Genomic DNA, 22483 nt, shown 5'->3' with positions numbered 1-22483 from the left:
GGCCAGCGTGACGGCTGCGGTTCGTTCGGTCCAGTTCAACACCCTCCAAGCGCCGAGCGGCACCGTCAGCAGAGGTGACGCCCGGCCCGGAGACGTGCTGCTCGCCTTCCAGTCGGCCGACTCGGGCGGGCATGGCGCGATGAACCTGGGCGGTGACTGGCTGCTCCTGGACGCCTACCCGGGCGACCTATGGCCGGGCAGCGTCAACGGCACGTGGGCAGGCGTCAACCTGTGGAAACGCGTCTGCGACGTCGGCGAACCCGTCTCCTACACCGCGTCCCAGGGCCCGGTCGCCGACGGAGTTGTGGTGATCGTCGCCATCTCCGGCGCGGTCACCGACCGTACGCAGACCGCCAACGAGTCAGACACGACCACGCCCGGCCTCGCCCCCAGCCAGCCGTCCGGCGTCGAACTGCGGTACGTGACCGGCGTGCCGTCCCCGCCGGGCGGCTCCGTGTCGTGGAGTCTGCCTAGCGAGTACACGGCGCGCGGGCAGGCCCAGTCGGGCGTGTGGGTGTCGGGCGCGATGGTGTCCAAGCCGGTCGTGTCCACAGCGCCGACCGGCGATGTGACGCTGTCGCCATCACTGCCTCTTGCTGCCGCCGCGTTCACGGTGTTCCTGCCCAGCGCGGAAGAGCCGGTTCCTGACCCTCCTGTGGTGCAGCCGTTCGCGCCCGGCCGGGGCGCGTCGAAGTTCCGGTACGTGTTCACCAGGCTGCTGGACCGCACCTACCTGGGCGACCTGAACCTGACGAACGTCACCTTCGACAAGAGGATCCTGCAACCGGGGGCTTTCAGCGCGACCATCCCGATCCCGAACCGGCGCATCGGCGACCAAGTGGCTGAGATCATCCCGCGCGACGACACGGACCTGTCCATCGGGCCCGGCGTCATCACCTGCCAGATCTTCAGGGAGGGCGAGCCGTGGGGCGAGTATTGGATCACCTCCGCCCAGCCGTCCCGCAGCCGTAGAGGCACCCCCGCGATCCAGTTGCGGGGCAGCACCCTGGACGCCTACCTGGCGCACGTCGAAATCCAGTCCGACCTCAACTACTCGGCCGACCAGATCGACATCGCCCGCAGCCTGCTGTCCCACCTGTCCGCGCAGGCGCACGCCAACATCAGCCTCACCCTGCAGCCTGGCACCAGCGGCGTCGTACGCGACCGCACCTACCTGGAGTCCGAAGGGGCGAGCTACGGCGGGCGACTGGTTGAGTTGGCCCAGGTCGATGACGGCTTCGAGTGGGTCATCGACCTTGCTCTCGTGGACGGCGCCTTGCAACGCCAGTGGCGGTGGGGCTACCCGAAACTCGGCGTGCAAAGCCCAGCCCCGCACTTGTTCGCCGACGGCCGGTCCGGCGGCGACATCCTGGAGTGGGGCGAAGAGATCGACGCCCTCCGTGGCGGGACCAGATGGCGGGCGCGAGGCGCCACCGCATCCACGGACGCCTCCACCACCTCAACGCCGCTCATCTCCGACGCGCATGAGGCGACCGCCCACCTGGCCGCAGGCTGGCCCAGACTGGACCGCACCCTGTCCTACAGCACCGTCAGCCAGCAGCAAACCCTGGAGGACTACGCCGCGTTCTGGGCAGCGACCGCGCCCGGCGCCCTGAGAGTCGACCAGGTGACGGTCACGTTCGGCAAAGTCGTCACCTTCACACCCAACACCCTCGGTGACAGCGGGCGCTTCTACTTCAACAACCAGTGGCATCGCGGCGTGTGGCGCACCCGGCGCATCATCGGCATCGGCATCACCCCCACCTCGCGCGGGTCCGGCAAAGAAGAAGCGCGCCTCGTACTCGAAGGGCTGGAGGTGCCCGGTGCCTGACGTCTACCCGGCAGACCTAGGAACCCGCATCCGCACCCTGGAACGGGAAGTCGCCGAACTCAAAGCGCTCCTGCAAGCCCGTCAGCCGATGACCGCCGCCAGCAAAGGCTGGCTCCTGACGGATATGTCCATCCCGTCGGTGGAGTCTGGCACCTGCCATCTCGGCTGCAACGACGGCGACGTCTTCAGCGTCAACGCGTCCGGCCAGGTAAAACGCATGTTCCTGCAAGCGGCGGTGATCGCCAACCAGGCCGACTTCACCTCTGGCGACATCGCGGGAACGCCGACACCGGCGCAGTACAACGCGCTTCGAGCGGACGCGGTGGCCACCCGTCAGTACGCGTTCGACCTGACCACCATCCTGCGGAGTGCGGGTCACATCGCCACCTGATCGTGCCGCCCGCCTTCTTCCGAGGGTGCCGGGCGGGCGGCACCCCCAACTCTCACGGCGAGGAGCGATGTGGCTGATGAGCCGTCCCTGGGCGAGGTCTCCCGCCGGATCGACCACGTAACCATGTCGTTGACCCAGCTCGTCCAACGGACCGAGTACACGGCTGACAGGCGCTACGACGACAGGCGGTTCGGCGAACTCGAATCGGACGTCGTCGAGCTGCGGCGCCAGCTGACCGAGGACATGCGGGCGCTCAAGGCGAGCATCGACGCGGCCACGGAGCGTCGCGGGACGAACGTGAGGCAGGCGGTGTACGCCGGGGTTCTGCCCGCGGTTTTGGTGCTCATGGGGATTGTCGTGCAGATCTGGCTCGCCCGGCAGGGGGCCTGATGGGTGTGCATGTGCGGCGACTACGTCGCAACTGGCTGCTCGTCTCCGCCGCCGGTGTGATCGGCGTGCTGGTGGTGGTCATCTCGATGCAGATCCACGCTCTCGGCGAGCAGCTGCGCCAGGCCGAATCGGACAGCGCTGTGCTGTCGGACCAGGTGAAGAGGATGGGCGGCGTGCCGCTCGTGTCACCGTCCGCTGGCCCTCCGGGGGAGCGCGGTCCTGTCGGTCCGGCTGGCCAGACGGTGGTGGGTCCTCGCGGTCTGCCCGGCCCGAGCGGTCCGCCTGGGCCTGCTGGCCGAGATGGGAAGCCGGGCAAGGATGGCGCGGTCGGGCTACAAGGTGTTCCCGGCCTAAAGGGCGATCCCGGAGCAACGGTCACCGGACTTCCAGGAGCCAAGGGGGACGCGGGAGCCGACGGCAAGGACGGGAAAGACGGCGCCGCCGGCCAGCCGGGCGAGCGAGGCGAGCCAGGGCCGCGGGGTGAGACGGGCCCTGCGCCGTCCGGGTGGACGTTCACCTACCTGGGCGTGACCTACCAGTGCGCGCCCACCGAGACCGGATCCACCACCTACAGCTGCAAACCGACGGAGGGAACGCCATGAGGCAGAACGAGGCGGAACTGACCGTGGCGAACGTCAACCGGCGTGACGCCGGCCCGACCGAGCCCGACGAAGAGCAGGTGCTGCAGGAGCTGTACGGCGGACCTGACGAGGCCGGCATCTACCGCGGGGACGTCCAGTGACCGCCGCGGCGATGCTCACCCAGATGCGCAAGATGCTGGGGTGGGGTGAGCCGAACCCGATCCACGCCTGGTACGGAGGCCGTAACGGCGCGGAGTTCCGGTCCGGTTCTACGCCGTGGTGTCAGATGACGGTGACGTGGGCGGCCTTCTACTCGGGCAACTACGAGGCCGTCTGCCCCAACGGCGACAGGGCTTACACCGTCTACGGCGCCGAGGACGGCCAGAAGCTGGGCCGATGGCATGCAGGCACCGCCGACAACCTCCGCAGGCTCGCCAAGCCGGGCGCGATCGTCTACTTCGACTGGGACGGCACCAACATGCTGGACCGCGTCGACCACGTGGGCGTGGTGGAGCGGAATCTCGGCGACGGCCGCGTGCAAACCCTGGAAGGCAACTCCGGGGACAGGGGAGTGCGGCGGGTCCGCGGCCCGGACGTCATCGCCGGCTTCTGGAACCCCGACTACAGCGATCAGGAGGACGACGTGAGCGCCAAGGAACTGTGGCAGCACGAACTGGCGGTGCCGTTCGGCAGCAAGGACAACCCGGAGTGGCAGGCCGGGAACGTGCTGGTCAACTCGGCGAAGTGGGTGTACGAGATGCGCGCCCGGCTGGCGTCGATGGAGGCGAAGCTCGACGCGCAGAACGCCACCATCAAGACGCTCGCCGACGCTCTGGCCGCGCAGAACGCCAACCTCGACGTTGACGCCTTGATCGAGCAGATCCGGACCGCTCTGGACAACGTCAGCGTCCACCTCGAAGTCGGCAAGTAGCCGGCCTGCGTGGACGGCCTCTGGCTGCGCTACTGGCCGTACCAGGAACGCCCTCTACAACCCCTCAGCGGCGGGCACGGGCCTGTCCGGCGGGATAAGTGTCTTGCGCTTGGATGTCGTCCAGGTAACGCCTGCTCGCAAGACGGCTTCCGCGTTGCGGTTGTCGGACTTGTGCGTAGCGATGATCAGGAACACGGCGGTGCCGACGGGGACCCCTGCCAGCAGCAGGTCCGGGTAGGCGTCCAGGTCGAGGCCGTAGAAGTAGCCGACTGCTGCGCACACGACCGCGGCATAGATGATCTGCCTCACGACCATGCCTGACAGTGCCAGTAGGTTCCGCCATTTCGCTTCGCGGATCACCGCGTTGAGCTTCTGTTCGTACGTTTCTTGATCGGCCACAGCGGGTGATTGTGTCGCAGGCGTGGAGTCTGGCGCCAGGTCTTGCCGCTAACTGATCGGTAACTGAGGACCGGCTTCCCGAGTTCGATTCTCGGTCCCTGGGCGGACTGCCGTATGTGGTCCGCCTTTCGCATTTCCCCCATCCGAGGAGCATCCCTCATGCGCAAGAGCGCTGTCCTATTCGCCGCTGTCATCGCCGCCGCGGGCCTGACCGGCGCTCCAGCCTCGGCCACCGCTTCTGCGGACGTGCCGGGCCTGGCCATTACGCAGGTCGGCTACAACGCCTACGGCAGCGACACCGTCTGGAACAGGAACCAGGAATTCGTCGATGTCCGCAATACCGGCGCCGACGCGGTGAACGTGGCGGGCCTGGTCGTCGCTGATCAGTGGGCCAAGAGCCACGTCGACGACAACGACCGCAACTGCAACACGCTCAAGGTCACCTCGCTGGCTGGGATCGTCACGGGCACGGACGGAAGCGTCATGCTTCCGGTCGGCCACACGGTGCGCGTCTACAGCGGTCGGGGCGTCCCCGCGGTGTCGGCTGGCGGTTCGGTCCACGCGCTCTACATGAACAGCCTCTGCGGCTACCACGGCCACATCTGGGGCAACGGCGGCGACACCGCGTGGATCACCAAGGGATCCGACTCGGAGTCGTTCGCCTACGACTTCGACAACGGCTACACCGTCAAGCCGTAGGAGGCTGACATGGCTTCTTCTCCAACCTTGTTCGGCCGTGAACCGGCCATCATCCTGGGCTTTCTGTCGGCGGCCCTCCAGATGCTGACGGCGTTCGTGCTGCCGCTCACCTCCGACCAGGTGGGTGCTATCAACGCGATAGCGGCTGCTGCGATCGGCGTGTGGACGGCGGTCGTTACTCGAGCAGCGGACGGCGGATCCTCGATCCAGTCGGCGGTGCTGGGCTTCGCTCAGGCGGGTATCACGCTGGCGCTGGTGTTTGGCCTGGCCCTGTCGGGTGACCAGACGACGGCCATCATGGCGTTCGTCGCGATGGGCGTCAGCATGTTCGTCCGTCAGGTGTCGTCGCCGAAGGGTGTCAGCCTGGTTCGCTAGGCTGATCTGCCCGCCTCTGCCATGGGAAACCCTGGCACCCACGACGGTGGTACAGCGGCGGGTACTTACGGGGTCGGGTCGCCTTCGGGCCGCCCGGCCCCTTTTTCCATGTTTAGGAGGGGCGCTGGTCCTGCCGTCGTACGGCGCTGCCGAAGATGTGCCGCAGTTTCACGATCTGGTCGGACGTTATTGGCGGGGCTTCGGCCACGATCCGCTGTATCGCTTCCTTCCGCCGCCTCAGGTAGTCCTCGTCGTCTTGCCAGTAGGTTCTACGTCGCCTGGTCTCGCTGGCCATGGCGGCAACCGTACTGACGTGCTCGCCAAGAGCCGGTAACGCGACGCCCCCGCTTCTTCCTGCCTTGACGGCGGGGAGGGGCGGCGGCGCTTCTCGCGTTGTACGGCTGACCTGGTAACCCGTTATCTCCAGTCTGGCAAGCATGGATTCTGCTTCTATTGGGACATCAGGTGTTCCCGTTATCGAAGTGAGATTTCTCCCAGTCGACACGTCCGTAATGCGCGCATTGCACACAGGTGGCTACTGGGAGAATCGATGCCAAGTTCGATTCAAGACCCGGCACCTGCGCGAACAGGCCCGGGTTCGGCCAACTCCAGAACGGAAGAGTTGACGTGTCCGAAAATAGCATTGCGCGTACCAGCAATGGTGGGGCGGGGCCCGATTCGCCGTTCGACGCGATCCGACGCGAGGATGAGCAGGGTGAATACTGGTTCGCGCGCGAGCTCCAGTCCGTCATGGGCTACGACCAGTGGCGTCGTTTCGAAGACTCCATCGAGCGCGCCATCCGCTCGGCCGAGAACACCGCCACCTACTCTGAACAGGCTTTTTGCCGCCTCCGGCAAGAAGGCACCGGAGGTGCTCCCCGAGTCGACTACCGGCTGAACCGCTACGCCGCCTATCTGATCGCCATGAACGGCGACCCGAATAAGCCGCAGGTTGCCGCCGCGCAGGCGTACTTCGCGGTGAGGACACGCGAGGCGGAGATCGCCACCAACAGGCCGATGTCCGAGCTGGAGATGGCGCGCAAGTACGTCGCCGTTCTGGAGCGCGAGCAGCAGGTCTCCAAGGAACTGGCGATCGCTAAGCCGAAGGCGGGCAAGTGGGACGCCTACTGCAACTCCGAGGGCCTGATCGGGATGACCGAGCTGGCCGACATCTTGCAGACCAACGCCAAGACGCTCACGAGCTGGCTGGTCGAGATCAACCTGTTTCGTCGTCAGGTGTCGCGCAACGGTGGCGCTCGTAACCTTCCCCGGACCACGAGCCAGAATTCCGGGCACTTCAGCGTGAAGACAGAGTCGCAGAACGGCGCGGTGTTCCCGGTGGCTTATGCCACCCCTCAGGGAGTCGATCTGGTTGCGGACCTTTGGGGCCGTGAGACCAAGCAGTAGCGCATCGGAGGTCTCGCGGCGTACGGTGCCGAGAGACGCCTGGGAGCGAGAAGCCCGCCTGTCCTTCGGGACGGCCGGGCTTCTTCGCGTTGTACGGGCTAGCAGGTGGCCAGCATCTTCTGCAGCGCGGACCGTTCGGACGGCTGCATGGTGAGCCCCCAGTAGAACGTTGACGTCCACCCGCGAATGGGAGATCAGGCAAGAATTCACCAGCTCATGGTGATCGGTGAGTCCTACGAGAGTGGGGCCCACCCTGGCGCGGTATGACCTGACTTCGGTACCAGCAAGGGATCGGGGGGACGGTGGAGAGGACCTTGTCGGCCGTGGGGGCGGTGTTCGCGGCCACCGTGGTGCTGATGGGCGGCTGTGGTGGCTCGCCTGCGCAGGCACGGCCGGCCATCACGCCGGCCGGCCAGCTCGTCCCGCTCAAGGGCAGGGGGGACCTTCCCGAGGCCACGGTCAAGGTGGGCCTGGACTGCCAGAGGTGGCTGGAAAACCACGATTTCCAGTCTGCGGCCACAGAGATGGGCCGGGTGGCGGCCGACGACGACAGCACAGACAGCGAAAAGGCTATCGCGCAGACCTGCTTGGCGGCGGCGCAGACGAGCATGGGAGATTACCGCGGGGCGCTCGATAGCGTTGACGCGGCGGAGCGGCATCGCGGCGATATTCCCGACAGCATGCACTGGCACATGCGGAACCTCCGCCTCCGCTCAGAGGCGGTCAGTGCCGCTGCCGTGGGCGAGTACGACAGGGCCGAAAAGGCCCTTGACCGCCTCGCGAAGCTTGGCTACAAATCAGGTGACTACGCTAGGGACGCGTGCGCGGTGGCGTCCGATCCTGCCTCTCTCCCGGCGTGCGCGACGGCCACACCTTCATCCACCATGACCGAATCCCCGTCGGACGAGCCGGAAACACCCGTGACGCCCCAGCCCGAGGAGTCCAATAGCGGGCCGACAGACGACACCACCCCCACCGACGGCGCTACCACGTCACCTAAAGAAGAGACCTCCACACCGCCGGATGATGATGACGATGGTCCGGCGCCGAGCCAGTCGTAGAACCCCTCCGGCCATGAACACATCCGCACGTGACAGGGGCAAGGCCGGTCAGGACTTCTCTCGCGTATGGGGCATCCTCGCCCACATCGTGCCACCGACCACCTTCGTCGCGGCGATCATGATGTACTTCGGAGCGGTACGCACCAACACCATGTACGGGCGCCTCGGTGTGAATCAGAGCATGCTGGGCCTGTCCTTCCAGGACTATGTGCAGTACAGCGTCGCACCGACCATTAAAGCGCTAGTGCTGGTCCTAGTGGTGGCCCTGATCGCTGCCCCGGTGCACGTGTGGCTGACCCGGTCCGTCGCTGCGCATCGCACAGCCACGATGTGGACGGTCGCGGTAGCGGCCGTGCTCGGAGTCGCGAGCGCCGTGGTAGGCATTATGGAGATGACCAGCCCGTTGCCAGGCCTGCCCGACGTCATGCGGAAAGTCCGCTTGGAGCCACTCCAGGACTACGTCGTGCCGATTGGCCTGGGCCTCGGCGCCTTCGCGCTGGTCTACAGCGCCTCTCTGTACCGCAGGCTCAATCCGCGGCAAATGACCCCCTCCAAGGACCAGATCGTCTGGCGCGCGATCTGCGCGGTCTGCGCGGCGCTCCTCCTGGTCCTGCTGTTGTGGGCCGTCACGGTGTTCGCGCAGCAGCGGGGAAAGGATGAGGCTCGCCAGTTCCAGGTGGATCCAAGCATGCTACCGAGCACGGTGGTCTATGCGGCGCGGCGTTTGTACTTGGAGGACCTTCCGGAGACGCAGTTCCCGGACCCGAACGCGATGTTCCGCTACCGATACACCGGCCTGCGCCTGCTGATCCATTCGAACCGGCGGTACTTTCTCCTCCCCGAGTGCTGGTGGGCGACGAACTCGCAGGCCCGGGTGATAGTCCTTCCTGACGACGATTCGCTGCGGCTCGAGTTCTCCATGAACGAGGTGTGGCCAGCATGCCCACCTGGGCAGTGAGGACGTCGCTCAATCCCGTAGGTCCCCCAAAGCCGCGATGCCGACCGCGAGGAGGCGCGCTTTTACCCGCGTGGAAACCGGCGGGCTAGAGCTCGCGCGAGTCAGTTCGCGCCGAGCCCGCCGCTCCCTTCGTGGAGCGGCGGGCTCTTTCGTCATACCGGGGAAGCCCAACTGGCCGTGGCTGACTGTAGGTGACGCCTCCGACAGTTTCGTCAGCAGGTGGTGTACGCCCTGCTGCTGCGCCCCCACGAGCAGGTGTCGATCTTCTTCAGGTCGGATCCCCGGTAGATGCCCGCCACGTCTCCGCCGGGGGAGTTGTTCCAGATGTAGTTGCCGCTGCCCCAGTACACGGTGCTCGTCCCGTCGTTGCCTGACCCGGTCCGTACGGTGACGCTCTTGCCCGGAGCGAGGAGGAGCCGGCCGAACCGGTACTTGTGGCCGCTCTTGTCGCGCAGGATCCACTTCTCCAGCTGGACCGTCTTGCTGGTGGTGTTCTTCAAGGTCGCGTATTCGGCGTTCAGGCTGGCGTTGGAGCGGGTGTCCTTGCCGGGGCTGTCGTAGTAGACCTTCGTGAACATCAGGGCGGGAGTCGCCGCCTGGGCGGCCGGGGTGAGGGTGAGCAGCACGGTCGCAGCGGTGCCGAGGGCGGTGAGGGCGGGAGCGGGACGCATCTTTGAGTCCTTTGGGCGGGGTAGTGGAACGTGACAACGAGTGAGACGCTAGGTACGCCATGTTGGTTGTCGTGAGGCGGTAGCCGCTGCTGCCGACACCAGGCCCCGCATCCCTGATCGCACACCCGTTCGGGCTAGGATCGCGGCGACTGCGCTCAACCAGGGGAGATCCACCATGGCCGGCTACGAGATTCCGCCCGACCTGCTGCAGAAGCGGGCCGCCTTCGTCGCCGCTCAGGAGGAGCTGTCCGCCCTCGGCCGGGCCGCGTCGTCAGCGTGGCTGGACGCCCAAGCGAGGTGCCGGGACCTGGCGGTGGAGATCCAGGAGCACGCCTGGTGGGGGACGGTAGACAGCCGGCAGAAGGCGGAGAGGGCGCTTCGGGAGGCGGCGGATCTGGTGGCTCGGGAGGCAGCGGAGAAGGCGCTCCAGGAGGCTGCCGACAAGACCGACTAGGCGCTGGTGACCAGCCGGTCGGCGGCGGCTCCTACCTCTACACGCGGCAGGCGTGTATCTGGGTGATCAGGATGGCGCGAGCGCCCGCAGACTCCAACTTGTCCATGATCGTCTGCGCCTGATCGGCAGGAACCATGGCGCGGACAGCTACCCAGCCCTCGCGGTGCAGCGGGGAGACCGTGGGGGATTCCAGGCCGGGGGTGAAAGTGATGGCCCGCTCCACGTCCGATGTGCGGATGTCGTAGTCCATGAGCACGTACCGGCGCGCAATGAGCACGCTGTCCAGGCGGCGCAGGAAGAGCCGCTCGGAGTCCTGAGCGGGTCTGGCCCCGGCAGGACGGATGACGATTGCTTCGGACTCCATGATCGGCTCGCCGATGGTGGTCAGGCCGAGAGTTCGCAAGGTGCTCCCAGTCTCGACGACGTCAGCGATCACGTCAGCGACGCCCAGCCGCAATGCCGTCTCTACTGCGCCGTCCAGGTGGACAATCCCCGCGGCGGCCACCCCGTGCTCAGCCAGATACTTCTCGACGATGCCGACGAATGAGGTGGCGATCGTCTTCCCGGCGAGGTCGTGCACCGTGGCGGCCATGCCGGGTGCGCCGGCGAAGCGGAAGGATGAAGGGGCGAAGCCCAGAGTGAGGATTTCTTCAGCGGCGGCCCCCGAGTCGATGAGGAGGTCGCGGCCGGTGATGCCGATGTCGAGGCGGCCGGAGCCGACGTACACGGCGATGTCACGGGGGCGCAGGAAGAAGAACTCGATGCCGTTACGAGGGTCCTCGACGACGAGTTCTTTGGCTTGGCTCCGCTGTCGGTATCCGGCCTCGCGGAGCATCTCCGACGCGGGAACCGACAGTGAGCCCTTGTTCGGGATGGCGATACGCAGCATGAAACATCCTCGTTGTCGTCGGCGACTGGATGTCATCGTGTCACGGGGGCGTGGCCCGACATTGTCGTTTCGGGCCGCGCCACGCGTGGGGCCGTTACAGCAGCTCGCCCAAGGCGACGCTGTCGTTGAACAGGGCCTCGAAGTCAGCCAGCGCGAGGTAGCGGCTGAACAGCGGGTCACGCCGCAGATCGTCCCGGGTCTGGCTGTTGAACGTTGCCTCCAGGTACATCAGGCGGCGCAGCCATCGGGCGTGGATACGCCGCCTGGCCAGGTTCAGGGTCTCTCCCTTGGGAAGGCGCATCAGCTTCGCGGTGGAGATCAGCCGGTTGGTGTCGAGCAGTCGCAGAGCGCCGGCCGTGGAGAACGCCAGGTTGGTAAAGCGCGGGTCGTTGAGGTCCGGCAGCAGCATCTCCTCGGTGGCGCCTCTGGCCAGCAGGCCGCGCGTGATGGCGATGAACAGCTGGAGTTGGGCGCGGCGGCCGGGGGTGAGGTCGTCGCCGTGGATCCGATTCAGCGGCAGCGACGTGTCGACCTGTACCCACTCCTTGACCAGCAGCACCCTGGAGATGTGGGCGTTGTCGGCCGGGGCGAACAGCCGCTGGCGAGGGATCAAGCCGGGCATGCCGGAGTACGCCTCGACCAGGTAAGCGTATTCGCGGCGCACCTTGGCCGCGGTCAGCTCCGGGCAATCCATCTTGAAGACCTGGACGCACCAGCGGCTGCCTGGCCGGTGGTACACCTCGCTGTGGTTGCCCTCGCCCACTCGCTGGTAGTGGGTGCGCGGCAGAGTCAGTAGCGCCATCAGCGGCCTGCCCCGTGCACCATCGTGGCGGTGGTGATCGCGTCCAGGTAACCGTCGAGCATCGCATCAAGAGTGAACCGTTCCGCGCTGGCACGGCCGGCCCGGCCCATCCGCGCGTGCAGAGCGTCGTCTCCAAGTAGCGCCTCCAGGGCGACGGCTATCTGCTCCGGGCTGCGTGGAGGGACCAGAAGCCCGGAGGCGCCGTGCTCGATGTACTCCACCGGCCCTCCGTGCGCGGTAGCGATGACGGGCACCCCCGCCAGCATCGCCTCCACGTTGGCGTATCCGAACGGCTCTGGCTTGCGCGAGGGGTGCACTGCCACGCGCGCGCCGACGTAGCAGGACACCACCTCCTCGGGAGTGAGCTGGTCGAGGAGGAACACCTTCCCGCCCAGGTCAAGCTCGGCGATGAGTGACTGCAGTTCCTGCTGGTATTCCGGGGCGCGGGTGTCGAGCATGCCCGCGCCGTTGAACACCACGCACGCTCCTTCCAATTGGCCGCGCTCGGCCAGCATTCGAGCCGCCCGGATCACGTCTGGATGGCCTTTCCACGCGACCCGTCTGGCGCACACCAGGACGACTCGGAGTCCTGGCGGCACCGCGTTACGCTTACGGACCCGCTCCCACACCGCGCCAGCCTCTGCCTGCCGAAGCCGGGCTGTGTAGTCGTCCACGTCCATCCCGTTGAGCACCTTGCGCAGGGCGCCGTCTGGCACTCCGGCCGCACACAGTTCCTGCCGCACCGATTCCGACACCGCGATCACCGCTACCTGTGCGCCGTCCTTGATCTGGCGGGCCAGATAATCGAATCGGCGGGCGAAGTCGGTCCCGCTGTCGTTGATCACCCCGGTCACGTAGGTCCTGTCGAGCAGCCCTAGTTCGCGGGCCTTCAGCAGACTGATCAGGGGATTGATCGACTGGGCCAGGACGCGCGGGATGCCGGCGGAGCCGATGGCGCAGGCGTACTGCTTGGCCAGCGACGACCACACCCGGTTGGCCGGATCGTCGATGGTGTCTTCGTAGAAGTGCCTGACCAGGCGCTCGCTCTTGTGACCTCCTTGGTGCAGCAGTTCGGGGAACGCGGTGGCGATCTCCCGTACGGTCACGGTGAGGCCCTCTGGGGTGCATAGTTCGTAGGCCCTGGCGGAGGGCTCGGCGGCGCCCGTCTTGGTGAGGGCGACCCGAATGGCGGGGTTGCGCCGGGCCAGGCCGGCAAGTAGGTGGTGAGTCCGCGTGACCAACCCAGATTCCCGGTTGGGATGGAGTTGGCCGGTTGCGGAGAGCCGTCCTCGTGCGTCGTAGGCGCACATGTGGAGGGCAGACAGACATGGCCGCATGTGTCCTCCTGCGGTTCGGGGAGTGGGATGGACTGGAGCACGTCTCTGGCCACCTGTCCGCCCATGAGGGCAGGGACAAGCGCGGGAGATCCGCGTCGGCGTGGCATGCCCGTCGAGGTGGGTGCTCGATGTGCCTGTGCGCACACGGTCTCGCCCTGCCCTCGCCGTATCAATGCCGAGGCAATGCGGGCATTGCCGCCGCGGCAATGCCCGCTGTACAGGGTCGGGCGTACGCTCGGCGCAGTGTTTCGCGCTGGAGGTGACGCGGTGGCGATGAGTCGTGCGCAGCGCGCTGACCTGGTCCGCCAGGCCCGCGACATCCGCCTGTCGTGCCAGCGTCAGGGCTTGGGCGCGCGGCAGGTGGCCGCGGCGATTCTTCATCAGTTGCCGGACGTTCTGCCGCTGGAGGCGTGCCGGCTGGCGCGCGGCTGGTCCCGGCCGCAGGCGGTGGACGAGCTTCTGGCCTTGTATGAGGCTGACGGGCGGCCTCTCCCAGCGGTCAATGGAGTGATGCTCTGCCGGTGGGAGCACGGAGCTGTGGCCGTATCCGCGGACTACGAGCACATGTTGTGTCGCCTCTACGACGTGGCGCCCCATGAGCTGCGTCCTGGAGCGGCGCTCGAAACGCCTCAGCGCCCCAAATCAGTTACACACAGCAATGGCGCGGCTACATTTCATGGTGAGAGTCATGCCGACGAGAGGACCGATGATCCGATGAGGCGTCGCACGCTGCTCACCGCGGCCGGGCTGAGCATCCCACTGTCGCTCCTCCAGCGCCTCGACGACGCCCTCGCGGTGCCCCCACAGCCTCTCCGCTCCGCCGAGCCGGCGCAGATCGCCCAGATGCTGCGGGCAGCACGCCAGCGGTTCGACGGCAGCGAGCTGTCCGGCCTGATAGCCACTCTGCCCGGTCTGCTCGCATCATCGCTGGAGGCGGCCGAGCGAGCCGACACCCCCACGGGGTGGGCGCTGGTCTCGGCTGCGCACGGTTTGGCTACCGACACCCTCAACAAGGTCGGCCGGAAGGACTCCGCCCGGATCACGGCGGAACGGGCGGTGTTCTACGCCGCCCGGTCCGGCGACTCGGTGGCCACGGCCGCCGCGGCGCGGGCGCTGGGCATGATGCTGCGCATCCAAGGACGGCCCGACCTCGCCGCCGCCGTGATGTCCCGGGGGATCGACCAACTGACGGCAACCGGCCTGCGTACGACGGCTCAAGCCGACATGCACCTGCGACTGCTGTGCGCGAGGGCCTACACCCACGCCTGGGGCGGGGACGAGTCGCGCGCCCTGGAGGGGATCGCCGAAGCTGAGCAGGCCGCCGCCCGGATACCGGCCATGGCCCCGACCGCCGTGCCCTTCGCAAGGCTCTATCGCGCGAATATCGCCTACGCCCTCGGCGATCCCCGAACGGCACTGCACGCCGCCCGCGACCTGCGTGATGGCATGTACCCGACACCTGAGCGGCGTGGGCGGCTCCGTACTGATCTCGCCCGTTTCTACTGGCAATGGGGCAAGCCTGAGCAGACCACGGCGGCGCTGCTGGAGGCCTACCGGCATGCGCCAGCAGAGGTGCGTGACCGGCCGTCAATTCGACGGATCGCGGCCGAGTTGGTGGAACGCCACCCGCGGGTGGCCGGCGTGCGCCAGCTCGCCGAGGCGATCAGCCGCCCGCCCGTCACCGTCTGAGGCGTTGGGGCGCGCGAGGGAAAGCGATCACCTCGACGAGGTCAGCCAGGTCGACGTGCTGCTCCACGCCCTGGATGGTCCGGCAGTAGCCGAGAAGGTAGCGGCGTTGGTTCACGGTCTGGGTGACTTTCAAGAGCGGGCGAGTCTGCAGCACGATCACCTCGACCTGGATGCCGTCAGGTCCGCGCCACACTCCCACGCGCCAAATCTACACAAACCGGATATGGGTTCCGGACGTGGAGGCGCCCCTGCCTCATATGAGGCAGGGGCGCCTATCTATGTGGACACCCGATCGGGTGCGAGGGTCAGAACATCGGCGGCGTAGCTGAGACGACCTGTGCGGGCGGGTAGTAGCGGGCGTAAGCCAGCCACATGGAGGCCAGACGGGCGAGCGTGTCGTAGTCGCCCTGGCGGGCAGCGCAGTTCCAGACGTGCAGCCACAGGCCGAACGCGTTCGCGCGTAAGGCGCCGTGGTCGCCGTCGGCAACGGCCTGATCGATGTCGGCCAGCGTCGCCACCGGCGGCTCCGGTTCGCCATCACAGACGTGCGTCCGGTGCTCGGCCTCCGCGGTGAGGGCCAGCAGATGGCAACGCGGCATGTCGCCCTCGCGGCGGAGCGCCTCGAACAGCTGCAGGAGGCAGTCGAACCCTGGTAGCCATGCCCCGCCCGGCTCGCGTTCCGCGAGAGACGTCAGGATCTTCGCCTCGTAGTAGCGCCAGTCCATGTCGGCAGGCACCAGAGATTCTGACGCCGGACTGCTGGTCTGGGTCATGATGACCGCTCTGCCCGGCTCGTAGGGAGGCCTCGTGCGTTGTCCGCGATCTGCTGGCCGCGCTGCCGGTCGTAGAACTCGTTCACCCGCTGCCGCAGGTACTCCTTGTCTGCGAGCTTCCGTTCTTCCTCGTCCGTGCGGTCTTCGGGTCTCACAATGATCTCCTTTGTCACTAGTGGGTGGAGGGGGTGTGCCCCAGCCGCAGGGTTCCGGCTGGGACACACCCGGCTCAGGGGGGCTGTGCGCGGGTGTCAGCCGAGCAGGTCGTACAGCATCTCCTCGTGAGCGGCGAACAGGCGCCCCTCATAGGTGTCTGCGAGGTGCGCCACCAGGACGGCGTAGCTGTCGGCCCGCACCCACGCGGCCTGGGCGGCGTCATCCGCAGCCACCGGAACCGGAAGGTCCTCTCGGCGGGCGGTGCCCAGGTGGAGCCTGGCGGGCACCGTCACCATCCACGCCTCATCCGAGGCGCGAGGGTCGGGCACGTACCGAGCCGGCAGTACGTCCCAGACGCCTTCGAGCGCCAGCCCCGTCTCCTCCTTAAGCTCGCGGACCGCGGCTTCGGCCGGCTTCTCGCCCGGCTCTACGCAGCCGCCTGGCAGCGCCCAGCCGTGGCCGTCGCCACGCTCCACCATGACCAGCCGGCGGCCGTCCTCGGTGAAGGCAGTCACGATGGCGTCGGCGCAGAGCTGCTCGCCCCAGTGGCCGAGCTCGGCGCGGCCGTACCGGATGCCGGTCGGGGCGAAGGGGTTGAGCGGACGGCCGTCGACCACGCGGAAGGGGACCGCGGCGGCAGCCTGGCGGGGCGCCCAGTCGATCTGCGTGGGGTCGGGCTCGGGGTCGGCCCATCCCTCGGCCACGCCTCTGCTGAGGACGTCGGGGTGTGTGTAAGTAATCACCTGCGTGGTGCGTACAGTCACGTGCCCGCTCCTCGCCTGCGTAGATCATCGGCGGCGAGCGCTTGTGGGCTGAGCGGGTCGCTCTTGCTGTAGGTGCCGGCGTCTCGCCCGTAGTTCAAAGGGCCGTCGTAGCCCTCTTCCTCACGGGTCTGCCGCAGATCCTGGTACGCGGGGTCGTTGTCGAACATCGCTCTCCTTCAGGTGCTGACCTGCACGGTCGTGCAGCATGTCGGGCATTCCGCCGTGGCCGGCGGGTCTTGGTGGTTCAGGGCGCTGGCGGCTGCCTGCATAGGTCCGCCGCAGGTGCCGCAGAACACGGTGACGGTGGTGGGCATGACGATCTCCTTCTGAGGGATTGGGTGGTTTTGCGGGAGGTCCGTCCTGTACGAGGTGCAGGGGTCGCGCTTACCATGCGGCCATGCAGGGTTCGCACGCCGAGTCGTACGCCCAGGTCGTCCGCGAGCGTGTCGCGGAGCTCCCGGTGCCCGAGCGGTTCCGCGCCCCCGATGTGCTCATCAGTGATGGATGCGTCGTCGAGGTCGCCCGGCCCACCACGGCCAGGCCGACCCCGGTCCTGACCGTGGGTGAGCGGCTGGCCGTCGAGGGGTCGCGCGCCGTGGTGCAAGGGCTCGTCGCTGTCGAGGTGGCCCGCGTCCACCTGGACAGCGCCAAGCGCCGTGTCGCTGAACGCGCCGGTTCGTGGGCGACCGGCCTGCTCAAGACCAGCGCGGTCGTGCTGGTGCTCGGGCTGCTGTTCAGCAGCGCCTGGCTGGTGTTCCTCGGTGGCCTGGGCCTCGTCGGCGGAACGCTGGGCCTGCGCCTGCGATTGGCCGGCGCCGAGGCGTTCCGGCAACACGTCTACGACGCGGACGAGCTCGCCGTCTCCTGGGTGGGGCGGCAGGCCGTCGTGGATGCGCTGCGCTGGCGTGCTGAGCGAGCCGACTCCGAGCCGACCGCAGGCCTGGTGAAGGCGCGGTTCTCCGCTCCGACCGTCCGGGACCGGCTCGCTCATCTCGGCGCCTGATCTGCCGGTGGTCACGAGGCCCGCACCTCGTATTCGCCGTGGCTGACCTCGGTGATCTGGTTGCCTTTCATGGCCGAGAGCAGGCGGTGCGCCTGCGCGGCCGGACAGATGCGGGCGTCGGAAATCTGCGCGCGCGTGGCCCTGCCACCACACTCGTGCAGAAACTCAAGCAAGAGCTGGGAGGCGCGTTCGTCATCATCAGGGGCTGACGAGTAGAGGGCCGTCACGTTGCTTGGGCGTTCGTCGCCGCGCTGGGCCACTTCGGGCTTCTTCTTGCTGGCTGCGTCGGCGCCGTCGTTCATGGCCGCCTCGAACGCTCGCTGGAACACCTCCTCGCAGCGTTCGTCGAGCACCTGCTCGTCGATCGGCGGGCACCAGGCCGCGAACATGGCGTCGGGAACCCACTGGGTGCGCGACTTCAGCACCCGCTTGGTGCTGCCGATGACGTAGCCGAGGCCGGTGAACCTGATGCCGGCGTCCTCGTCGATCCATTCGGGCAGCTTGTGCGGCGGGACCGGCAGGTCTACGCCAGGGTTGGTGCGCCGCGCCTCGGTCGGGGAGGTGCGGTAGAGCACGGTCGTGCCGCCCTGCGCCTGATCGCGAATGACCGCACCTGAATGGCCGAGCTGGTCACCAAACGCTGTGGACTGATCGGCAAGACTGCCCTTGACCCAGAACTTGCGGCCCTCCCGGTATACGCGGCCGAGAATGCGCGCGATCTCCCGGTCAAGCCCCAGGACCTGGGTCGTTTCGTCCACCATCACGTGCAGGATCTTGTGGTCGATGGCCTCCTCGAACCGGTGCTTGCCGACTTCGCTCCGCATGCGGATGCGTTCCTCCAGCACGGCCTCGACGCCGGCCATCCCGGCGAGCATCTGCCGGGGGGTGACCAGCGGCGTGCGTACGAGACCGGTGACGTCTTCCAGAGCGCCGTTGCCGTGCGGATCGAACAGCACCAGACGGTTGCCGGCCGCCAGCGTTTCGATCGCGATCACTCGGAGGCCGCCGCCCTTGCCGGACCCGGTCTCGCCGATCACCTGGTCATGCGGCGTGCCCCAGCCCGGCACGTACAGCGTGTACGGCGCCCAGCCAGACCCATCCGGATACACGGCGAACGGGATCTTGCCGGTGGCCGGGTCCAGGCCCGGCCTGACCCACTCGATGGTCTGCAGGAGCGGGTCGCGCTCCAGGATGACCAGCCGTGCTCGGGTCTCCCACCGCTCCTTCTCCCGCTCCAGGTGCACGAGGTTGTCTACGCCCGGCCGGTCGTAGCTGGCGTAGATGGCCGACAGCGCCCGGAACATCGTCTGCCAGGACATCCGGGCGTCGGTGCCGTTGATGATCCACGCCGAGCCGTTGGGGTCGCCCAGGTGATCGACGATCTGTTCCCGCTGCTCCAGGCGGGTGTTCTTCAACTCCTGCTGGGCGAGGGTGGAATCCCATCTGACTTGGTGCGGGTGCGGTGGTGGCTCGATCGCGAGGTGTTCCGGCGCGGCATCCATCGCGGCACGCTCGGGTGCGGCTCCGACCGCAACCTGCTCTGAGGCTGTCTCAGAGTCCGCCGCCTGGTCGCTGGTGCGGACGGGCGCTTCCCATCGTTTACGGGGGATCCACCGGTTGGTGAACCACCACGGCGCGGACAGCAGGGATCCGCCGACCACCAGAGCGGACGGCATCAGGGTGTCCATGCCCGCGCCAGTCGCGGTGGCGGCGCTCGTCCACGCCGCGGCGGCGGCCAGGCAGCCAGCCGCCCACGTGCGCCGCCACGGCTCCTTGGCCAGCCAAGCCCGGATCTTCTCCTGGGTCAGAGACGCGAGGAAGACACCCGCGGGGATGGCGGCTCCTAGCAGTGGGCTGGCGTGCTGCTCATGCAGTCCGCTCCCGGCCACTGCGAGTCCGACACCGCAGGCGATGGGGTACAGCCCCTTCTGGTTACGCCACCAGGCGCTCTTGGCGGCCCTCAGCACCTCCCCGCCAATCGGGTACGTCTTGGTGGGCGCCTGCCGCTGCTCGCTCTGTTCGGCCGGATCGCCGTTCTCCGAAGGAGGGGACGCCTCGGGCGCGCTGTCACTGGTTGTGGTCGTCATCTGCCGTTCCCTCCTTCAGGGGACGGGGCCGGACAAGCGGAGCTCGCCCGGCCTGGGCCTGGTTAGTCGTAGTACTCGGTGCTCTTGGCGACGTTCTCTTCGCCCACCTGGGCCTTCGCATCGGCCATCGTGTCGCCCGCACTCCGCTGGGCGGAGAGGGCGTCCTTGGCCGACTGGTGCATATCGACGATCTGGCTGCTCAGCGAGCTCGCGCCGCTGTGTACGGCGTCGCCGGTCCACAGCGCGTCCAGCCACTTGGCGACCAGGTCGCCGCCGATGCCAGCCTTTTCCAGGTCGTTGATCTGGTCGCCGATCCACTTCATGTCTGCGCTGATCGCCTTCTTGAGGTCGTCGATTTTGTCGAGGCGTTTGGCGATGCGCTTGACGATGTCCTCGCCAACCTGGACGGCTTGGGAGTGGGTGAGCGCGACCCCGCCCGACGGGGCGGGTGCTGCAGAGCCGTCACGGGTGGCGACCTGCGCGCTCGCGTCTCGGGTAGCTACTTCGTCTGCCATGGACTCTCCTTGATCGGTTCCTGTTGGGCGGTCCAAAACCGCGACCGTGGCGGGTACGGGCGGCGCGGGGAGTTGGGGTCTCCCGCCGTCAGGGGGCGGCTCGATGTGTGCGGGGCCGCGGCGCGATGGCCGGTGGACGGTGACGTCTACCTCGTACTCGACCTCGGGCTCGGACTCCGGCTCGTCGCGTCGGCCCTCGCCGTCCTCGCCGTCCTCGTCGGTTTCGTCTGGCTCGTCGTCGGGCTGGTCGTCCGGGTCGGGTGCGTCGTCCGCTTCCGGGTCTGGTTCCGGGTCTTCGTCGGCGTCGGGAACGTCCTCAGGGTCGGGCTCCTGCTCTGGCTCCTCGTCCCTGTCGTCGTCCTGCTCGGGCTGTTCCTCGTCCGGGTCCTGCTCGTATGGCTCGTCGTCGTAGGTGTCAGGAGCGTCCTCATCGCCGCGGGACTTCCACCAGTCCCACCACCCTCCCCACCACTCCCGCCACGGCTGGTCCCTCTCCTTCCGGCGCCTCTGCTCGCTCCAACCGGCGCGCCAGCCCTGACGGAAGCGGCGACCAACCTTGAGCGGGAGACGTCCAGCCGACAGCAGGTTCTTGGCCAGCGCGGCGATCGCCCAGCCGGTGGCCCGCACGTGCTTGCCCTCCGCGCGGCGGCGGAGCACACGCGCCCACGTGAACGGCTCGGTGCCGGGCGCGTCGTCGGACAAGTCGTAGCCGGTGGCGAGGGCCTGGCGGCGGCGCGAGGGCGCCTGCTTGACCACCTGGAGGCCGAACCATCCCGCCTCGCTCATGGCGCGGACGATCGCCCACGCCACGAACAGCGACAACGTCAGCGGGTCCACAGCTCACCCCCTTAGAACACCTGGTCCAGGAAGTGCACGATGAAGGTGTCAGGCTGCGATGGCAGATAGACGACCAGGTCGTGCAGCTTGCCGTGCGTGGCCGCCATCAGCATCGGCAGCAAGAACACGAGCTTGAACGACAGCGGTTTGATGCCGCCCCGGTCGACGAAGTCCACGAACAGCCAGACGGCCGAGAACACGATCGGGATCAGCAGCACGGGCAGCGGCCCAATATGGAAGTCGGCCCACTGCAGGAAGCTGTTGGCGAACCACTCGGAGCAGAAACACCAGCCGGCCAGCCCCAGCAGCCAGATTTTGATCATGGGCAGCCAGCTGGGGCTCCCCGCTCCGGCGCCCGCGCCTCCGGCCTGGCCGCCCGCGCCGCCGACTGGCGCGCGAGCCCCCGAAAGAAACTTGATCTTCCGGAAGCGGTTGTTCTTCGAGGCGTCATTCAACACCCTGACGATCATCAAGAGTGTCACGCCGAGAACTGCGGTAACCATGCGAACTCACCTCCCTTCAGCTCTTGCAGACCGTGGCCAGCAGCCACGACACGACGTTCCGCTCCACGAACACGCACAGCGCCAGCGTGAGCAGGCCGCGGGCGGGCCGTTGGTTGAGCCACCCCAGCGCGTAAGGCAGCAGACAGCCGAGCACAAGGCCCACCGTCAGCCCGTAGGCGCGGTAGACGAACGTGGCGAACAGCCAGTTGAGCAGCGGGCTGGCGGTATCCAGGTCCCAGCCCTTGCGGCCGTCTCGCCGGGTGAAGCGTTCGTGCAGGTAGTAGTACAGGTGGTCCTGGACACTGGCGGGCTGCTCGCCCATCCATCGCATCCACCACCATCGGCCGTTGCCGCGGGCTTTGCGGTCGGCGCGGTCTTCGGCGGCCATGCCGAAGAAGTGCGCGACCACGGCCAGTACGGCGCCAGCGAACTGCTTCCTCGGCTGCGACTCCGGCTCAGGTGCTGCGGCCGGGTCCGGACGCCGAACCGGCTCCGGCCCGTCCTCCGGTCGGCCGACCGGCTCCTGTCGAGGCGTAGAAGGTCCTTCGTTCAGCGGCAGGCCGGGAGCATCAGCGGGATCCCGCCCTGTCGCGGCTGGGCCGGGGGCTTCCTCCGGCTGCGCGTCGGGGACGACGCCGGCCAGCCAGTTGGTGCCCGTCGCAGTGTCAGGCATGGATCCTCCAGGTCTGGTTGTTGAGCTGCTCGGCGGCGTTGAGCAGCGGCTTGGACAGCGCCTCGTAGACCTCGCTCTCCTTGGCTGGGTCGATCTCGCCGAGGGCTCTGGCCTCGGCCATCACCCACTGAGTCGCGATGATGTAGACCGCCCGCCAGTCACCGCGAGCCTCCGCGTCGGCGATGTCCTGGCCGTTGGTTTTGGCCCGGTTCTGCCGGGGCGTAAGGCGGTGACGCGGCATGGATGTGCTCCCGGCGCTAGTGACAGTGCGTGAGATGCGGTAGGGTCGCCTCGCGCGCGCATGCGC

30 protein-coding genes are annotated in these 22483 nt (G+C 67.7%); 15 read left to right on the top strand and 15 right to left on the bottom strand.

Annotation, left to right across the window (positions count from 1 at the left end):
- Positions 1-7 precede the first annotated feature (7 nt).
- The 6 genes from ACGFJ2_RS35940 (at position 8) to ACGFJ2_RS35915 (ending at position 4124) form a co-directional block, all read left to right on the top strand.
- On the top strand, positions 8-1831 hold the full coding sequence (locus tag ACGFJ2_RS35940) for a hypothetical protein (protein ID WP_393475961.1): 1824 nt from the start codon (positions 8-10) through the stop codon (positions 1829-1831).
- Positions 1824-2222 carry a hypothetical protein gene (locus tag ACGFJ2_RS35935; RefSeq protein ID WP_393475958.1) on the top strand — a complete coding sequence of 133 codons (399 nt, stop codon included), beginning with the start codon at positions 1824-1826 and terminating at the stop codon, positions 2220-2222. The genes ACGFJ2_RS35940 and ACGFJ2_RS35935 overlap by 8 nt, the downstream gene beginning before the upstream one ends.
- 69 nt (positions 2223-2291) lie before the next feature.
- Positions 2292-2612 carry a hypothetical protein gene (locus ACGFJ2_RS35930; RefSeq protein WP_393475955.1) on the top strand — a complete coding sequence of 107 codons (321 nt, stop codon included), beginning with the start codon at positions 2292-2294 and terminating at the stop codon, positions 2610-2612.
- A complete protein-coding gene (locus ACGFJ2_RS35925) occupies positions 2612-3214 on the top strand; it encodes a hypothetical protein (protein WP_393475952.1) in 603 nt (200 codons plus the stop codon). The genes ACGFJ2_RS35930 and ACGFJ2_RS35925 overlap by 1 nt, the downstream gene beginning before the upstream one ends.
- Positions 3211-3354 (top strand): hypothetical protein, encoded by a 144-nt coding sequence (locus ACGFJ2_RS35920; RefSeq protein WP_393475949.1) that lies wholly within the window; start codon positions 3211-3213, stop codon positions 3352-3354. Before ACGFJ2_RS35925 ends, ACGFJ2_RS35920 begins: the two co-directional genes overlap by 4 nt.
- Positions 3351-4124 (top strand): CHAP domain-containing protein, encoded by a 774-nt coding sequence (locus tag ACGFJ2_RS35915; protein ID WP_393475946.1) that lies wholly within the window; start codon positions 3351-3353, stop codon positions 4122-4124. Before ACGFJ2_RS35920 ends, ACGFJ2_RS35915 begins: the two co-directional genes overlap by 4 nt.
- 54 nt (positions 4125-4178) lie before the next feature.
- Here the strand turns inward: ACGFJ2_RS35915 and ACGFJ2_RS35910 are convergent, their stop codons facing one another.
- Positions 4179-4523, bottom strand: coding sequence for a hypothetical protein (locus tag ACGFJ2_RS35910; protein ID WP_393475943.1), 345 nt, complete (start codon positions 4521-4523; stop codon positions 4179-4181).
- Between the two features lie 159 nt (positions 4524-4682).
- Here ACGFJ2_RS35910 and ACGFJ2_RS35905 point away from each other — a divergent pair, with 159 nt between their 5' ends.
- The 5 genes from ACGFJ2_RS35905 to ACGFJ2_RS35885 all read left to right on the top strand — a co-directional run bounded on the left by ACGFJ2_RS35905 (position 4683) and on the right by ACGFJ2_RS35885 (position 9023).
- Positions 4683-5222 (top strand): hypothetical protein, encoded by a 540-nt coding sequence (locus tag ACGFJ2_RS35905; RefSeq protein WP_393475940.1) that lies wholly within the window; start codon positions 4683-4685, stop codon positions 5220-5222.
- 9 nt (positions 5223-5231) lie between these two features.
- Entirely contained in the window at positions 5232-5597 is a 366-nt protein-coding gene (locus tag ACGFJ2_RS35900) for a hypothetical protein (RefSeq protein WP_358178986.1), read from the top strand.
- A gap of 627 nt (positions 5598-6224) precedes the next feature.
- A complete protein-coding gene (locus tag ACGFJ2_RS35895; RefSeq protein ID WP_358178990.1) occupies positions 6225-7004 on the top strand; it encodes a phage antirepressor KilAC domain-containing protein in 780 nt (259 codons plus the stop codon).
- 323 nt (positions 7005-7327) lie between these two features.
- Positions 7328-8065 carry a tol-pal system YbgF family protein gene (locus ACGFJ2_RS35890; RefSeq protein ID WP_393475937.1) on the top strand — a complete coding sequence of 246 codons (738 nt, stop codon included), beginning with the start codon at positions 7328-7330 and terminating at the stop codon, positions 8063-8065.
- 13 nt (positions 8066-8078) lie between these two features.
- Positions 8079-9023 carry a hypothetical protein gene (locus tag ACGFJ2_RS35885; RefSeq protein WP_393475934.1) on the top strand — a complete coding sequence of 315 codons (945 nt, stop codon included), beginning with the start codon at positions 8079-8081 and terminating at the stop codon, positions 9021-9023.
- Between the two features lie 212 nt (positions 9024-9235).
- Here ACGFJ2_RS35885 and ACGFJ2_RS35880 read toward each other — a convergent pair whose 3' ends face one another.
- Entirely contained in the window at positions 9236-9694 is a 459-nt protein-coding gene (locus ACGFJ2_RS35880) for a lamin tail domain-containing protein (RefSeq protein WP_393475931.1), read from the bottom strand.
- 175 nt (positions 9695-9869) lie between these two features.
- On the opposite strand from ACGFJ2_RS35880, the gene ACGFJ2_RS35875 reads away from it, so the two are divergent.
- Positions 9870-10148, top strand: a complete 279-nt coding sequence (locus ACGFJ2_RS35875; protein WP_393475928.1) for a hypothetical protein — start codon at positions 9870-9872, stop codon at positions 10146-10148.
- 37 nt (positions 10149-10185) lie between these two features.
- Here the strand turns inward: ACGFJ2_RS35875 and hisG are convergent, their stop codons facing one another.
- From hisG to ACGFJ2_RS35860, 3 genes are all read right to left on the bottom strand, one after another.
- On the bottom strand, positions 10186-11037 hold the full coding sequence (hisG, locus tag ACGFJ2_RS35870) for an ATP phosphoribosyltransferase (protein WP_393475924.1): 852 nt from the start codon (positions 11035-11037) through the stop codon (positions 10186-10188).
- A 94-nt stretch (positions 11038-11131) separates the two neighbouring features.
- Entirely contained in the window at positions 11132-11839 is a 708-nt protein-coding gene (locus tag ACGFJ2_RS35865; RefSeq protein WP_393475921.1) for a hypothetical protein, read from the bottom strand.
- Positions 11839-13080 carry a glycosyltransferase family 4 protein gene (locus ACGFJ2_RS35860; protein ID WP_393475918.1) on the bottom strand — a complete coding sequence of 414 codons (1242 nt, stop codon included), beginning with the start codon at positions 13078-13080 and terminating at the stop codon, positions 11839-11841. The genes ACGFJ2_RS35865 and ACGFJ2_RS35860 overlap by 1 nt, the downstream gene beginning before the upstream one ends.
- Positions 13081-13890: 810 nt before the next feature.
- Here ACGFJ2_RS35860 and ACGFJ2_RS35855 point away from each other — a divergent pair.
- Positions 13891-14865, top strand: a complete 975-nt coding sequence (locus ACGFJ2_RS35855; protein WP_393475915.1) for a hypothetical protein — start codon at positions 13891-13893, stop codon at positions 14863-14865.
- Here ACGFJ2_RS35855 and ACGFJ2_RS35850 read toward each other — a convergent pair.
- The 5 genes from ACGFJ2_RS35850 to ACGFJ2_RS35830 all read right to left on the bottom strand — a co-directional run bounded on the left by ACGFJ2_RS35850 (position 14855) and on the right by ACGFJ2_RS35830 (position 16725).
- Positions 14855-15064 (bottom strand): hypothetical protein, encoded by a 210-nt coding sequence (locus ACGFJ2_RS35850; RefSeq protein ID WP_393475912.1) that lies wholly within the window; start codon positions 15062-15064, stop codon positions 14855-14857. The genes ACGFJ2_RS35855 and ACGFJ2_RS35850 overlap by 11 nt on opposite strands.
- Before the next feature lie 106 nt (positions 15065-15170).
- On the bottom strand, positions 15171-15602 hold the full coding sequence (locus ACGFJ2_RS35845) for a hypothetical protein (protein ID WP_393475909.1): 432 nt from the start codon (positions 15600-15602) through the stop codon (positions 15171-15173).
- 32 nt (positions 15603-15634) lie between these two features.
- Positions 15635-15793 carry a hypothetical protein gene (locus ACGFJ2_RS35840; protein ID WP_393475906.1) on the bottom strand — a complete coding sequence of 53 codons (159 nt, stop codon included), beginning with the start codon at positions 15791-15793 and terminating at the stop codon, positions 15635-15637.
- A 96-nt stretch (positions 15794-15889) separates the two neighbouring features.
- Positions 15890-16558 (bottom strand): NUDIX domain-containing protein, encoded by a 669-nt coding sequence (locus ACGFJ2_RS35835; RefSeq protein WP_393475903.1) that lies wholly within the window; start codon positions 16556-16558, stop codon positions 15890-15892.
- Positions 16555-16725: a hypothetical protein gene (locus ACGFJ2_RS35830; RefSeq protein WP_393475900.1), complete on the bottom strand. Its 171-nt coding sequence runs from the start codon at positions 16723-16725 to the stop codon at positions 16555-16557. The genes ACGFJ2_RS35835 and ACGFJ2_RS35830 overlap by 4 nt, the downstream gene beginning before the upstream one ends.
- Here ACGFJ2_RS35830 and ACGFJ2_RS35825 point away from each other — a divergent pair.
- On the top strand, positions 16715-16888 hold the full coding sequence (locus ACGFJ2_RS35825; RefSeq protein WP_393475897.1) for a hypothetical protein: 174 nt from the start codon (positions 16715-16717) through the stop codon (positions 16886-16888). The two genes, ACGFJ2_RS35830 and ACGFJ2_RS35825, sit on opposite strands and share 11 nt — an antisense overlap.
- A 67-nt stretch (positions 16889-16955) precedes the next feature.
- The gene (locus ACGFJ2_RS35820; RefSeq protein WP_393475894.1) at positions 16956-17561 is read left to right on the top strand and encodes a hypothetical protein; all 606 of its coding nucleotides are present in this window, start codon (positions 16956-16958) and stop codon (positions 17559-17561) included.
- 11 nt (positions 17562-17572) lie between these two features.
- Here the strand turns inward: ACGFJ2_RS35820 and ACGFJ2_RS35815 are convergent, their stop codons facing one another.
- The 5 genes from ACGFJ2_RS35815 to ACGFJ2_RS35795 all read right to left on the bottom strand — a co-directional run bounded on the left by ACGFJ2_RS35815 (position 17573) and on the right by ACGFJ2_RS35795 (position 22417).
- Positions 17573-19648: a hypothetical protein gene (locus tag ACGFJ2_RS35815; protein WP_393475891.1), complete on the bottom strand. Its 2076-nt coding sequence runs from the start codon at positions 19646-19648 to the stop codon at positions 17573-17575.
- A 62-nt stretch (positions 19649-19710) separates the two neighbouring features.
- Positions 19711-21000 carry a hypothetical protein gene (locus ACGFJ2_RS35810; protein WP_393475888.1) on the bottom strand — a complete coding sequence of 430 codons (1290 nt, stop codon included), beginning with the start codon at positions 20998-21000 and terminating at the stop codon, positions 19711-19713.
- Positions 21001-21011: 11 nt separating this feature from the next.
- Positions 21012-21503, bottom strand: a complete 492-nt coding sequence (locus tag ACGFJ2_RS35805; protein WP_393475885.1) for a hypothetical protein — start codon at positions 21501-21503, stop codon at positions 21012-21014.
- A gap of 16 nt (positions 21504-21519) precedes the next feature.
- Positions 21520-22176 (bottom strand): hypothetical protein, encoded by a 657-nt coding sequence (locus ACGFJ2_RS35800; protein ID WP_393475882.1) that lies wholly within the window; start codon positions 22174-22176, stop codon positions 21520-21522.
- Positions 22169-22417, bottom strand: coding sequence for a hypothetical protein (locus ACGFJ2_RS35795; protein WP_393475880.1), 249 nt, complete (start codon positions 22415-22417; stop codon positions 22169-22171). Before ACGFJ2_RS35795 ends, ACGFJ2_RS35800 begins: the two co-directional genes overlap by 8 nt.
- Positions 22418-22483: the final 66 nt, after the last annotated feature.

Origin of the sequence: Nonomuraea sp. NPDC049028 (assembly GCF_043197735.1) — a bacterium.
GTDB lineage: Bacteria > Actinomycetota > Actinomycetes > Streptosporangiales > Streptosporangiaceae > Nonomuraea.
The sequence above is the reverse complement of the archived record's forward strand: the minus strand, read 5'-3'. Positions and strand labels throughout refer to the sequence as shown.

Excerpts from the sequence above, each read along its gene's own strand:
- ACGFJ2_RS35800 (WP_393475882.1), bottom strand. The coding sequence starts at position 22,176 with ATGCCTGACACTGCGACGGGCACCAACTGGCTGGCCGGCGTCGTCCCC.
- ACGFJ2_RS35795 (WP_393475880.1), bottom strand. The coding sequence starts at position 22,417 with ATGCCGCGTCACCGCCTTACGCCCCGGCAGAACCGGGCCAAAACCAAC.
- ACGFJ2_RS35925 (WP_393475952.1), top strand. The coding sequence starts at position 2,612 with ATGGGTGTGCATGTGCGGCGACTACGTCGCAACTGGCTGCTCGTCTCC.
- ACGFJ2_RS35900 (WP_358178986.1), top strand. The coding sequence starts at position 5,232 with ATGGCTTCTTCTCCAACCTTGTTCGGCCGTGAACCGGCCATCATCCTG.
- ACGFJ2_RS35880 (WP_393475931.1), bottom strand. The coding sequence starts at position 9,694 with ATGCGTCCCGCTCCCGCCCTCACCGCCCTCGGCACCGCTGCGACCGTG.
- hisG (WP_393475924.1), bottom strand. The coding sequence starts at position 11,037 with ATGCTGCGTATCGCCATCCCGAACAAGGGCTCACTGTCGGTTCCCGCG.
- ACGFJ2_RS35830 (WP_393475900.1), bottom strand. The coding sequence starts at position 16,725 with ATGTTCGACAACGACCCCGCGTACCAGGATCTGCGGCAGACCCGTGAG.
- ACGFJ2_RS35815 (WP_393475891.1), bottom strand. The coding sequence starts at position 19,648 with ATGACGACCACAACCAGTGACAGCGCGCCCGAGGCGTCCCCTCCTTCG.
- ACGFJ2_RS35805 (WP_393475885.1), bottom strand. The coding sequence starts at position 21,503 with ATGGTTACCGCAGTTCTCGGCGTGACACTCTTGATGATCGTCAGGGTG.
- ACGFJ2_RS35875 (WP_393475928.1), top strand. The coding sequence starts at position 9,870 with ATGGCCGGCTACGAGATTCCGCCCGACCTGCTGCAGAAGCGGGCCGCC.
- ACGFJ2_RS35920 (WP_393475949.1), top strand. The coding sequence starts at position 3,211 with ATGAGGCAGAACGAGGCGGAACTGACCGTGGCGAACGTCAACCGGCGT.
- ACGFJ2_RS35855 (WP_393475915.1), top strand. The coding sequence starts at position 13,891 with ATGAGGCGTCGCACGCTGCTCACCGCGGCCGGGCTGAGCATCCCACTG.
- ACGFJ2_RS35865 (WP_393475921.1), bottom strand. The coding sequence starts at position 11,839 with ATGGCGCTACTGACTCTGCCGCGCACCCACTACCAGCGAGTGGGCGAG.
- ACGFJ2_RS35820 (WP_393475894.1), top strand. The coding sequence starts at position 16,956 with ATGCAGGGTTCGCACGCCGAGTCGTACGCCCAGGTCGTCCGCGAGCGT.
- ACGFJ2_RS35885 (WP_393475934.1), top strand. The coding sequence starts at position 8,079 with ATGAACACATCCGCACGTGACAGGGGCAAGGCCGGTCAGGACTTCTCT.
- ACGFJ2_RS35905 (WP_393475940.1), top strand. The coding sequence starts at position 4,683 with ATGCGCAAGAGCGCTGTCCTATTCGCCGCTGTCATCGCCGCCGCGGGC.